Source organism: Pseudorhodobacter ferrugineus DSM 5888, assembly GCF_000420745.1.
In the GTDB taxonomy this organism is placed as follows: domain Bacteria; phylum Pseudomonadota; class Alphaproteobacteria; order Rhodobacterales; family Rhodobacteraceae; genus Pseudorhodobacter; species Pseudorhodobacter ferrugineus.
Genome location: NZ_ATVN01000005.1, coordinates 184887 through 197460 on the forward strand (window position 1 = coordinate 184887; position 12574 = coordinate 197460).

Genomic DNA, 12574 nt, shown 5'->3' on the forward strand with positions numbered 1-12574 from the left:
AAGTGCCTTTTCGCCGGTTACAATCCAAGGGTTGCTTTCGCAAGTTATCAAGGTCAGGTGACCTCATTCAAGCATGACCCAGGCTGTCCCGTCGTTTGATGATCGCTGGCAGGAGCTAACGAAACGTACGCCGTCCAAGCCCTGTGAAATGCCGACTAGCGCGCAGTTCGAAATAGCTTTGTCAGGCGTCATGATAGCTTCTGCTGCCTCGCGAGATGGGCAGCATGGCCCCCACGTATGATCTTGCTTGGCGCTTCGCCCAACTTGGTGAACCAAAGGACGTTTGGTCCTATCTACACTTAGCGGAGGGATGCTTTACCGTTCCAGATCTTCAAAGATCGGGATGCCCACACTGGTCTGTTGACCTTTGGAAAGCAGGTGCAGTCAGTAGCAATATTTGCGGGTCGCTCCATTCATGCGAAAATAAAGGGCAGTTCGTCTAAGTTTATAGCAATTCACAGGTGCCGGGAGCGCCTTCGCCAAATTCTGACGTCTCGCAGGTTTTGTTCGCGCCCTAGCGTGCTTAAACGGATTTTGGAAGGATAGCTGCATGACCATAACTCAAACCTTTCCTCTGATGCAAAGAAGTCATGGCCATGCAACGGCCCGCTTTGGCATGTCAAACGGGCTGGTCCAGTTGCGGGATTTGTCACAGAGCGGCTGTGCAAAGGCATTTTTCTTGCCAAACAATCAAAGGGCGCAGCCCGAGGTCATTTTCCTGAACACCGCTGGCGGGCTGACAGATCAAGACCAACTTTGCTATGAAATTGTGCTTGAGGCTGGCACGCGTTTAACTGCCACAACCCAAACCGCCGAACGGGCCTATGCCAGTCGTGGGCTCGCCGCAAAGGCCTGCGTTGTGGCGCAAGTGGGTGGCGGGGGTCGACTCGATTGGCTGCCACAAGAAACGATATTGTTTGAGAACAGCCACTTGGCACGGGATACTGTGATAGATGTTGCGACTGATGCGACATGTCTTTTGGTGGAAAGCGTCGTGTTGGGCCGTCATGCGATGGGTGAATCCTGTGAAACGGCGCGACTGACAGATCACCGCATGGTGCGCCGAAATGGCAAACCAATCTGGGCCGATACCGTCAGGCTTGACCCGCCATTTCTGGCGGCGAGGGCGGGGCACGCCATGTTGGGCGATGCGCGCGCGTTTGCTGTTGTGGCCTTTGTCGGGCCGGACGCGGAAGCAGCCCTTGATCCGGTGCGACGGGTCTTGAATGAACATGGCACACAGGCTGCAGCCTCGGCTTGGGATGGCAAGTGTATCACGCGCATCACGGCCCAAGATGGCTGGCCCCTGAAACGCCAGATTGCGCGGATTTTGCAGGTGCTGCGTGATGGGCCCCTGCCACGTGTTTGGCAGTTGCAAGGAGTGTAAAATGAACCTGACCCCGCGTGAGCGCGAGAAACTTTTGGTGAGTCTTGCTGCGATGGTGGCCCGCAGTCGGTTGGAGCGAGGGGTAAAACTGAACCACCCCGAAGCCATAGCCTTGATTTCCGACTTTGTCGTGGAGGGCGCGCGCGATGGTCGCAGCGTTGCCGATCTGATGCAAGCGGGGGCGCATGTCATTACCGCCGAGCAGTGCATGGAGGGAATTCCCGCGATGATCCACTCTGTCCAGATTGAAGCAACCTTTCCCGACGGCACCAAACTTGTCACCGTCCATCATCCCATTAGGTAGGAGCGCGCCATGCGGTTTTCCCCCGTTGTTTTCACACTGATCCCCGTGCCTGCTTTGGCGCATAGCGGCAATCATACGCCGAACACAGTGATACAAAATCTGTATCATTTGGTGACAGCGCCCGACCATCTGATATTGGCGGCGGGGGCCGTGGCCTTGGTCGTCGCCTTGATATATTTGCGCAAAAGGCGGGCATGATGAAGCCGGGCGAAGTATACCCCGCAGCGGGTGACATTACGCTGAATGCGGGCCAAACCGGCATTACGGTGATGGTCGCCAATACCGGCGACAGGCCAATTCAGGTGGGCAGCCATTACCATTTTGCCGAAACGAATGCGGGCCTTTCGTTTGATCGTATCGCCGCGCGGGGGATGCGCCTGAACATCGCCGCAGGCACAGCGATCCGGTTTGAACCGGGTCAAAGCCGCGACGTAAGCCTTGTGCCTTATGGTGGATTGCGGCGCGTGTTTGGCTTTAATGGCGCCATAATGGGGGATCTGTAAATGTCCACACGCATTGCGCGGGCCGATTATGCAGCGATGTACGGCCCCACGACGGGGGACCGTGTGCGCCTTGGCGATACCGATTTGGTGATCGAGGTCGAGCGCGATTTAACCACCTACGGCGAGGAAGTGAAATTTGGCGGCGGCAAGGTGATCCGGGACGGGATGGGCCAAAGCCAGATCAGCCGTGCAGGCGGCGCGGTCGATACCGTGATCACCAACGCCCTGATTTTGGATCATTCCGGCATCTATAAGGCTGATATCGGCCTGCGCGACGGTCTGATCCACAAGATCGGCAAAGCGGGCAACCCCGACACCCAAAACGGCGTCGATATCATCATTGGGCCGGGAACCGAGGTGATCGCGGGCGAAGGCCGGATTGTGACGGCGGGCGGTTTTGATGCGCATATTCATTTCATCTGCCCGCAACAAATAGAGGATGCGCTGCATTCGGGTATCACCACCATGCTGGGGGGCGGCACGGGCCCGGCGCATGGAACGCTCGCCACCACATGCACGCCGGGGCCATGGCATATCGGGCGGATGTTGCAGGCGTTTGACAGCCTGCCGGTGAACCTTGGCCTATCGGGCAAGGGCAATGCTTCGCGCCCCGAGGCCTTGGTAGAAATGGTGCGGGCCGGGGCATGTGCGCTCAAATTGCACGAAGATTGGGGCACGACCCCCGCCGCGATTGATTGCTGCCTGACCGTGGCGGATCAGATGGATGTGCAGGTGATGATCCACACCGATACGCTGAACGAATCCGGTTTTGTGGAAAACACCCTGGCCGCTATAAAAGGGCGCACCATCCACGCCTTTCACACTGAGGGCGCAGGCGGTGGCCATGCGCCCGATATCATCCGCGTCGTGGGCAGCAAGAACGTCATACCGTCATCAACCAACCCGACGCGGCCCTATACCGTCAACACGATAGAAGAACACCTTGATATGCTGATGGTGTGTCATCACCTTGATCGCTCTATCCCCGAAGATATCGCCTTTGCCGAAAGCCGGATCCGGCGCGAAACCATCGCGGCCGAGGATATTCTGCACGACATGGGTGCCTTTTCTATCATCTCGTCGGATAGCCAAGCGATGGGCCGGATCGGCGAGGTGATTACCCGCACATGGCAAACCGCGCATAAAATGAAAGTGCAGCGTGGGCGGCTGGAAGGCGAGACGGGCGAGAACGACAATCTGCGCGCCCGTCGCTATATCGCCAAATACACGATCAATCCGGCAATCACGCATGGCATGTCAGCACATATCGGATCTATTGCGCCGGGAAAGCGCGCTGATCTGGTGCTGTGGTCGCCCGTATTTTTCGGCGCCAAGCCGGAAATGGTCCTGCTGGGTGGCACAATTGTCTGCGCGCAGATGGGCGATCCGAACGGGTCCATTCCGGTGCAGCCGATGTATTCGCGGCCCATGTTTGGCGCTTTGGGCAAATCGCGTATGGCAAGTGCAGTGACCTTCGTGTCTGCGGCGGCGCTGGAAGATGATGTTGCCGGGCGTCTTGGCCTTGGCAAATCGGTGCTGGCGGTGGAACATACGCGCAGCATCGGCAAGGCCGATATGGTGCTGAACAACGCCACACCGCAAATCGAGGTGAACCCCGAAACCTATGAGGTGCGGGCTGACGGTGTGCTGCTGACCTGCGCGCCAGCCAAAGAGCTTCCGCTTGCCCAACGCTATTTCCTGTATTGAGGCCGCAAGATGACAGGTATTCCCACCGCCCGAAAACTGCACCGCCACGGCGGAGCAGCACTTGCCGAAGCCGTTGTGTTGGATTACGCAGCGCGCCTGCTGCGGCGCAAACGATTGAAAACGAACAAGGGTTTGTCGTTTCTGGTTGATCTGGCGCAGACCACCAACCTGAATGACGGCGACGTGTTTGAACTGTCTGACGGGCAGCGTATTGCCGTGCGGGCAGCAGATGAAGCCGTGGTCAAAGTGACCGGCGATCTGGCACGGCTGGCATGGCATATCGGCAACCGTCACACGCCTTGTCAGATTAAAACCGATCACCTGATCATCAGCCGCGACCCTGTGCTGGAGGGGATGCTGATCCAACTGGGTGCGACGCTGACCGTGACCAACCAACCCTTTTGCCCAGAAGGTGGCGCTTACGGCCATGGCCGCACGATGGGACATGATCATGGGTCCCCCCCCGAACACGGCGCACACGGCGGACACGACCACAACGGCGATGGGCTGCATCACGAGCATGGCGGCTTTCATAGTCATACCCACCCACATGGTTGATCAGCTGGATCAGTTGCGGCTTGTGCAATGGTTATCACCGGCCTTTCCGATTGGAGGGTTTGCCTATTCGCAGGGGCTGGAGGCAGCGATCCATGATGGCTTCATCTTGGATGGGGATAGCCTTGCCTTGTGGTTGCAGTCTGTCCTGCGGTTTGGATCTGGTCGGATGGATGCCATCTTTGTGGCCCATGCGCTTGATCCGCATACCGATATTGCTGCCCTTGCCGATCTTGCCCGCGCCTATGCGGGAAGCGCAGAGCGGCTGAATGAGATGACGGAACAAGGTCGCGCATTTGGCGTCACGATCGCCGCACTGCTGAAGGCGCCGCAACCGCCACTGCCCTATGCGGTCGCCCTCGGTTATGCTGCCCGCAATTTGAACCTTAAGACGTCAGTTGTTCTTGGCCTTTACTTGCAGGCGTTCGCGGCGCAATTGACTGCGGCTGCGGTAAAATTTGTGCCCTTGGGTCAGACCGTTGGGCAACAAATACTCACAAATTTAGGGCCAGACCTTGTGCAACTGGCCGCCGAATATGCCGTCACACCGCTGTCAGAACTGGGCAGCGCAAGCTTTGGCGCCGATCTTGCGCAGATGCGACATGAAACCATGGACGTTAGGATATTTCGATCATGAAAAGCCCAAATGGCCCTTTGCGGGTTGGTATCGGCGGCCCTGTAGGTGCCGGAAAAACCACCCTTACCGAAAAGCTCTGCGCCGCCCTTGCGCCGCGTTGCTCTATGGCGGTGATCACAAATGATATCTACACCCGCGAAGATGCAGAGTACCTGATCCGCGCTCAGGTTCTGTCCTCGGACCGAATTCGCGGTGTGGAAACCGGCGGCTGCCCGCATACGGCGATCCGCGAGGATGCCAGCATCAACCTTGCCGCGATTGCCGATCTGACGACGCAGTTTGACGATCTGGACTTGATTTTGATTGAATCGGGGGGCGACAACCTTGCCGCGACCTTTAGCCCTGAATTGGCCGATTTGACGATCTATGTGATCGATACGGCTGCAGGGCAAGACATCCCGCGTAAAAAGGGGCCGGGGGTCACGCGTTCGGATTTGTTGATCGTCAATAAAACCGATCTGGCGCCGCATGTCGGCGTCGATCTGACGCTGTTGGAACAAGATACGCGGATCGCTCGCAAAGACCTGCCTTTTGTTTTGGCACAGTTGCGCGGCGGAGTGGGGATCGCCGAGGTCGTAGAGTTCTTGCAACGTGAAGGCGGCATTTTGCTGTCCGACCCGATTTAGGGGCCGGCATGTGCTGGGCGTCCACTTTCTGCACCGCAGCGACAAAGGTTGCATAAAAATCAGGCGTCAACCGCAAGGCGCAAATATTATGTGCTATTTTCCCGCAGGCAGCATTGCCTCGGTCCCCCCCATCTCATTTTCTGCAATGGCTCGGTTCAGTTAGAATCCGAAAAGATGTGCGGCGGGAAATTGGTTTGGACGTCATCTCCCACCGCACGGGTGCAACAATTGCTGCCCGCCATATATGTGCCTTCTTTGCAAAAAAAGGAAGGGCATGGCGCGGCCTAAAAGGGAAAGACTCATGAAACTATCCAGACGCGCGCTGTTGGCCTCAGGTATCGCGGCCTTTGCTGCCCCTCGGATTGCCTTTGCGCAAGCCGAAACGATCAAGGTCGGGGTGCTGCACTCTTTGTCCGGCACGATGGCCATCTCGGAAACCACGTTGAAAGACACCATGTTGATGCTGATCGAGGCGCAAAATGCCAAGGGCGGCGTGTTGGGAAAACAACTGGAGGCCGTGGTGGTTGACCCTGCATCCGATTGGCCGCTGTTTGCCGAAAAGGCGCGCGAGTTGCTGACGGTTTCCAATGTTGATGTCATGTTCGGGTGCTGGACCTCGGTTAGCCGCAAATCGGTTTTGCCGGTGATCGAAGAGTTGAACGGTTTGCTGTTCTACCCTGTGCAATATGAGGGTGAGGAATCCTCGAAAAACGTGTTTTACACGGGGGCTGCGCCAAACCAGCAGGCCATTCCGGCGGTGGATTATTTCCTTGAAGAGCTGGGGATTGAGAAATTCGCCTTGCTGGGCACGGATTACGTTTACCCGCGCACGACCAACAATATTTTGGAATCCTATCTGCTGTCCAAGGGCATCGCCAAAGAGGATATCTTTGTAAACTACACGCCCTTCGGCCATTCGGATTGGTCAAAGATTGTGGGCGATGTGGTGGCTTTGGGCGCGGACGGCAAAAAGGTCGGCGTCATTTCCACCATCAATGGGGACGCCAATATTGGCTTTTACAAAGAGCTGGCGGCGGCGGGTGTCACTGCAGACAAACTGCCCGTGGTCGCGTTTTCGGTGGGCGAAGAAGAGCTGTCGGGTCTGGATACGTCCAACCTTGTCGGGCATCTTGCGGCTTGGAACTACTTTATGTCGGCTGATACCCCTGAAAATGCGGCCTTTATTGCGCAATGGAAAGCGTTCATCAAGGATGACGCCCGCGTCACCAATGACCCGATGGAGGCCCATTATATCGGGTTCAACATGTGGGTGAATGCGGTGACGGCTGCTGGTACAACCGACGTTGACGCGGTGTCTGCGGCGATGATCGGGCAGAAATTCCCGAACCTGACAGGTGGTGTCGCCGAAATGCTGCCAAACCATCACCTAACCAAACCTGTGCTGATTGGTGAGATCCGTGCCGATGGTCAGTTTGACATCATCAGCCAGACTGACCCGGTTCCCGGTGATGCCTGGACCGATTTCCTGCCTGCGTCGGCTGTGCTTGCGGCGGATTGGAAGGACCTGAAATGCGGGATGTATAACACCGAAACCAAGACCTGCGTTCAGCTGACATCGAACTACTGAGGCTTGGGCGGGGGGCAGAGGCGCCCCCCGCATCACATCTGATTTGGAAATATAATGCGTCATTTATCGCGGTTTTTGCTGATTGCGCTGTGCTGGCTTTGGACAGGGTTTGCCCAGGCCCAAGTCGCACAAGAGATCCTGCAATCCAACAGCGCCCTCGTCGAAAAGGCATCGCGCCAAACCATCGGGCCGGTGATTGACGCGCTGGCAACCAGCGGTGATCCGGCGGCGGCGATGATCCTTGGGGCTTGGTCAGCCAAGGGCTTGGGGCTGCGCAAAACGGACGGGCGGTTTGTTTTACTGGGCCCCAGTGCCGATGGGTATGCGCTGCGCGATTTGAACGGAAATGACATAGGCACCGCGCCAACCGCCGAGATTGCCGAGTTGAAACCCAATGCTGGCGTGCGCGGGTTGATTGCCACGGCCTTGGTTCAGTTCAACCTGTCAGACCCTGACCCGACAAAACGCGCCGATGCTTTGGCGTCGATCGCATCTGACCCGACCGAGGCCGGACTTGCCCCTTTGCGCGCGTCGATTGCGGCAGAAAAGGACGCAGGCCTATTGGCGCAAAAGCAACGGTTAGAACGGCTTTTGACCCTGCGGTTTGATCCCGATAGCGCGGCGCGCGTGATGGCTATTCAAAGTTTCGGGGCCGACATTGGGCTTGATCTGCGCGGGGCGCTGAACCCTTTGCTGGCCACGCGGCGCGTGGTTGTTGTAGGCGCAGCGCCCCCCGATGCCAATATCGCCCAAGAGCTGTTGCCCGGCAAAACCCTGACCATCGCGCAGGCCTATGAACTGCTGCAAGCCGCCAATCTTGCCCCTGCGCGTTTGACCCTTGCTGATCAACGTGCGGCTTTGATTGCGAACCTTGAAAACGGGGCGGTTGGGGGCGTGGCACTGGCCGTTTTAAACACGCAAGCGGCGCGCGACCGCGCCTATACGGCGTTAGAGGTCGCGGGCAAGGTGCCGCTTGCGACTACCGAGGATGAAGTGACAAGCGCGCTGGCCAATCACCGGTTTTTTGATGTCTATCTTGAAGCTGACCCCGCCGTGACGCAGGCTGCAAGCACTGCCTTGGCCGCAATTTCGCAGCAGGTGGGTATTATGCAGGCCGCAGACCTTGCGTTGGACGGGTTGTCGCTTGCGTCGATTTACTTTCTTGCGGCCATTGGCCTTGCGATTACCTTTGGGGTGATGGGGGTCATCAACATGGCCCATGGCGAGTTCATCACCATCGGCGCCTATACCGGATTTGTGGTGCAGCAATGGGTCCCCAATTACACCGCGTCGATCCTGATCGCCCTGCCGCTCGCCTTTGCTGTGACCTTTGCGATCGGGGTTGCGATGGAGCGTTTGGTGATCCGGCATTTGTATAAGCGGCCGTTGGAAACCTTGCTTGCAACCTTTGGGATTTCCATCGCATTGCAACAGATTTTGAAGAACATCTTTGGGACGCAGGCCCGCCCATTGACCTCGCCCGCGTGGTTGGACGGCGCGTGGGTGCTGAATGATGTGGTGTCCATCAGCTATATCCGCATTGCGATTTTCGTGCTGGCGTTGGTGTTTCTGGCCTTTTTTCTGTGGTTGATGAAGCGGACAAGGCTGGGCCTTGAGGTGCGGGCGGTTACACAAAACCCGACGATGGCGGCCAGCATGGGCATCAATCCGGACCGCATCAATATGCTGACGTTTGGCATTGGTTCAGGCATAGCGGGGATTGCCGGCGTGGCGATCGGGTTGTTTGCCAAGGTTACCTCGGAGCTGGGCACGGATTACATTGTCCAAAGTTTCATGACCGTGGTGGTTGGCGGGGTTGGCAACATCTGGGGGGCGCTTGCAGGGGCCACGATGATTGGTGGCCTGCAAAAAGCGATTGAATGGTTGAACCCGTCCAACACGCTTGCCGCGCAAACCTATATGATCTTGTTCATCATTTTGTTTATCCAGTTCCGGCCACGGGGCATCATCGCCCTTAAGGGCCGCGCGGCAGGGGATTGATATGCAGACCAGCCGCACCAACCCGTCCTTGACCGTTTTTGTCGCGACCCTTCTGGCGTTTGCCGTGCTGATCACGGCGCTATCCGAAGGCTATGGCACGGGGCATCTGTCGACATCTTTTATCAAAACGCTGGGCAAGACGTTGTGCCTTGGCCTTGCCGCCCTCGCCATGGATTTGATCTGGGGTTATGCGGGGATATTGAGCTTGGGTCACATGGCATTCTTCGCGTTGGGCGGGTACATGATCGGCATGTGGCTGATGTATGCCCGCACGCGCGAAATTGTCGAGGCGTCGCTGTCGGGCGGCGGATTACCCGCCACGCCGCAAGAGCTGGAACAAGGCATCGCCAGCCAAATTTTCGGTGTCGTTGGCGGCTCTGATTTGCCGTTCATCTGGGGCTTTGCCCACAGCTTTCCGCTGCAAATGGCCTTGGTGGTTTTGGTGCCGGGGGTGCTTGCACTGGTGTTTGGGTGGCTGGCGTTTCGGGCGCGGGTGACAGGGGTGTACCTGTCCATCCTGACGCAAGCGATGACCTTGGCTTTGGCGCTGTATCTGTTCCAAAACGAAAGTGGCTTGCGGGGCAACAACGGGTTGTCTGGCCTGCAAAACCTGCCGGGGCTTGCCGATGTGGATCAGGCCACGCTGTCGGTTTGGTTCTTTTGGGCATCGGCGGCTGCACTCGGGTTGGCCTATCTCTTGATATCGTGGATTGTCTCGGGGAAATTCGGTTCGGTGATCCGCGCGATCCGCGATGATGAGGCGCGGGTGCGGTTTTTGGGTTATTCGGTCGAGGGGTACAAGCTGTTCGTCTTTGCCCTGACGGCGGTGGTCATAGCACTTGCCGGCGCATTGTATTACCCGCAGGCGGGGATCATCAATCCTGCCGAGCTTGCGCCCACCGCGTCGATCTACCTTGCGGTTTGGGTGGCTATTGGCGGGCGTGGCAGGCTTTACGGCGCCGTTATAGGGGCAGCGGTTGTGTCGCTTTTGTCCAGTTGGTTCACGGGCGGACGGGCGCCATCCATTCCGTTGGGGTTTGGAAGGCTGGATTGGGTGGATTGGTGGCAAGTGTTGTTGGGGTTGACCTTTGTCTTGGTCACGCTGTTTGCGCCAAAGGGGCTTGGTGGTTTGTTTGATGCGCTGACTGGTTTGCGCAGCCCTAATCGGCGCGGGGCCGCCCTTGGCCCCGACCAAGGCGCATTGCAAGAACGTGAGGCGCAGAAATGACCGCATTGCTGGAAGTATCGGGCGTAACCGTCAGCTTTGACGGGTTTCGTGCGATTAACAACCTGACCTTTAGCATTGGCCCCGCCGAATTGCGGGCGATCATCGGGCCGAACGGGGCAGGCAAAAGCACGTTTATGGATATTGTGACTGGCAAAACCCGGCCCGACAGTGGGTCTGTGCTGTTTGGCGACTTGTCGCGTTCGTTGTTAAAAATGACCGAGGCGCAGATTGCGCGCGCGGGCATCGGTCGGAAGTTTCAGCGCCCAACCGTGTTTGAGGACCAATCCGTTGCCGAAAACCTGACCCTTGCACTGCGGGCCGCGCGCAGCCCATGGCGGGTCTTGTTCTGGCGGCCCACGGCCCAAGATCGCGGGCGCGTGGCAGAATTGGCCGAACAGGTTGGCCTGCTGGACCACCTTGCCCGCAAGTCGGGCGAGTTGAGCCATGGGCAAAAGCAATGGTTGGAAATTGCGATGCTGTTGGCGCAGGAACCACGGCTGTTGCTGGTCGATGAACCCGCCGCCGGAATGACCCCAGCCGAACGCGACCTAACCACCGATATGCTGGTCGAAATCGCCAAGACCCGCGCGGTGGTGGTGGTCGAACATGACATGGAATTTGTGCGGCGATTGAATTGCAAGGTGACGGTGCTGCACGAAGGGGCCGTTCTGGCCGAGGGCAGCTTGGAACATGTGACGCGAAACAAGGATGTCATCGACGTTTATCTCGGGCGCGGGGAATAGGGGGCTGCAATGATAAAGACAAATGGCCTGACGCTGCATTATGGCGGATCGCAAATCCTGCACGGGATTGATTTTGAGGCAAAGCAAGGTGAAGTAACATGCATCATGGGCACCAACGGCGTAGGGAAAACAAGTTTTCTCAAGGCTCTGTCGGGCGCACATCCACGTTCGGGCGGTACGTTGGCGCTTGCTGGTGAGAATTTGGGCATCCTGCGCCCCAATGACATGGCGCATCGCGGGTTGGCGGTGGTGCCGCAAGGCCGCATGATATTTCCGCTGCTGAGCGTGCGCGAGAACCTTGAAACCGCTTTTTGCGTACTGCCCAAAGCGGAGCATAGAATCCCTGAGGAGGTGTTTGATCTGTTCCCAGTTTTGAAAGATATGCAAAACCGGCGCGGCGGTGATTTGTCAGGCGGCCAGCAGCAACAGCTTGCAATTGGCCGCGCCATGATAATGCAGCCAAAGGTCTTACTGCTGGATGAGCCGACCGAGGGGATTCAGCCCAACATCATCCAACAAATAGGCCGCGTGATTGAACACCTGAAATCCAAAGGCAACATCGCAATAGTGATGGTCGAGCAGTATTTCGATTTCGCCTATACGCTAGCCGATCAGATCTATGTGCTGCGGCGCGGTGAAGTCGCGATAAGCGACCGTAAGGCAGCCCTTGGACGCGACGCCTTACGGGCCGAAGTTTCGGTTTGATATGTAATCCAGAGTATCGTTTTGAGCGGCGCAGTAATAAGGAAACAAGCGAAACAACAGACGCACGGGTCACTGCATGCTTTGACTTGGAAAAGGCTCTAGGCTCAGGACCCATAAAATGCCTTGCTGCTGATTTGCGGTTATGATTCACGGACCCCAATGATTTGGGGGTATGATGAGTAATCTTTACTGGCTAACTGACGAACAGATGTTGCGACTGCGGCCCTACTTTCCAAGGAGCCGAGGTAAGCCACGTGTCGACGATAAACGTGTTTTGAGCGGTATTATCTTCATTAACCGCAATAGCTTACGCTGGTGTGATGCACCTGCTGACTATGGCCCTTCCAAGACGTTGTACAATCGCTGGAAGCGCTGGAGCAATATGGGCGTTTTCGCTCGTATTATGACCGGGCTGGCTGCGCAGACCCCAGATAATAAAACAATTTCTATTGATGCGACCTATCTCAAAGCGCACCGCACGGCCTCAAGCCTGGGGCTTAAAAAGGGGGGCGTGGACGCTTAATCGGGCAGACCAAGGGCGGCATGAACACAAAGCTGCATGCCGTCACGGACACCAGCGGTCGTCCGAT

The 12574-nt window shown here is 57.3% G+C and carries 13 protein-coding genes and 1 pseudogene; all 14 read left to right on the top strand.

The features are described from left to right. Positions 1–550: 550 nt before the first annotated feature. Complete coding sequence (locus G560_RS0106725) at positions 551–1387, top strand: urease accessory protein UreD (protein WP_028913811.1); 837 nt, start codon at positions 551–553, stop codon at positions 1385–1387. Position 1388: 1 nt separating this feature from the next. Further along, a complete protein-coding gene (locus tag G560_RS0106730; protein ID WP_022703549.1) occupies positions 1389–1691 on the top strand; it encodes an urease subunit gamma in 303 nt (100 codons plus the stop codon). A 9-nt stretch (positions 1692–1700) separates the two neighbouring features. Next, on the top strand, positions 1701–1889 hold the full coding sequence (locus tag G560_RS0106735; RefSeq protein WP_022703550.1) for a hypothetical protein: 189 nt from the start codon (positions 1701–1703) through the stop codon (positions 1887–1889). Beyond that, positions 1889–2194, top strand: a complete 306-nt coding sequence (locus G560_RS0106740; RefSeq protein ID WP_022703551.1) for an urease subunit beta — start codon at positions 1889–1891, stop codon at positions 2192–2194. Before G560_RS0106735 ends, G560_RS0106740 begins: the two co-directional genes overlap by 1 nt. Continuing rightward, entirely contained in the window at positions 2195–3901 is a 1707-nt protein-coding gene (gene ureC / locus G560_RS0106745; protein WP_022703552.1) for an urease subunit alpha, read from the top strand. It begins immediately after the preceding gene. Between the two features lie 9 nt (positions 3902–3910). Next, entirely contained in the window at positions 3911–4459 is a 549-nt protein-coding gene (locus G560_RS0106750) for an urease accessory protein UreE (RefSeq protein ID WP_022703553.1), read from the top strand. After that, on the top strand, positions 4452–5093 hold the full coding sequence (locus G560_RS0106755) for an urease accessory protein UreF (RefSeq protein ID WP_022703554.1): 642 nt from the start codon (positions 4452–4454) through the stop codon (positions 5091–5093). The genes G560_RS0106750 and G560_RS0106755 overlap by 8 nt, the downstream gene beginning before the upstream one ends. Further along, on the top strand, positions 5090–5719 hold the full coding sequence (gene ureG, locus G560_RS0106760; RefSeq protein WP_022703555.1) for an urease accessory protein UreG: 630 nt from the start codon (positions 5090–5092) through the stop codon (positions 5717–5719). Before G560_RS0106755 ends, ureG begins: the two co-directional genes overlap by 4 nt. A 301-nt stretch (positions 5720–6020) precedes the next feature. Next, the gene (urtA, locus tag G560_RS0106770; RefSeq protein ID WP_022703557.1) at positions 6021–7307 is read left to right on the top strand and encodes an urea ABC transporter substrate-binding protein; all 1287 of its coding nucleotides are present in this window, start codon (positions 6021–6023) and stop codon (positions 7305–7307) included. Between the two features lie 54 nt (positions 7308–7361). Continuing rightward, on the top strand, positions 7362–9308 hold the full coding sequence (urtB, locus tag G560_RS0106775; protein ID WP_022703558.1) for an urea ABC transporter permease subunit UrtB: 1947 nt from the start codon (positions 7362–7364) through the stop codon (positions 9306–9308). Position 9309: 1 nt separating this feature from the next. Further along, positions 9310–10536 carry an urea ABC transporter permease subunit UrtC gene (gene urtC, locus G560_RS0106780; RefSeq protein WP_022703559.1) on the top strand — a complete coding sequence of 409 codons (1227 nt, stop codon included), beginning with the start codon at positions 9310–9312 and terminating at the stop codon, positions 10534–10536. Next, the gene (gene urtD / locus G560_RS0106785; protein WP_022703560.1) at positions 10533–11279 is read left to right on the top strand and encodes an urea ABC transporter ATP-binding protein UrtD; all 747 of its coding nucleotides are present in this window, start codon (positions 10533–10535) and stop codon (positions 11277–11279) included. The genes urtC and urtD overlap by 4 nt, the downstream gene beginning before the upstream one ends. A 9-nt stretch (positions 11280–11288) precedes the next feature. Beyond that, positions 11289–11984 (top strand): urea ABC transporter ATP-binding subunit UrtE, encoded by a 696-nt coding sequence (gene urtE / locus G560_RS0106790; RefSeq protein WP_022703561.1) that lies wholly within the window; start codon positions 11289–11291, stop codon positions 11982–11984. Between the two features lie 175 nt (positions 11985–12159). Then, a pseudogene (locus G560_RS0106795) lies at positions 12160–12574 on the top strand (IS5 family transposase); the annotation flags it as partial.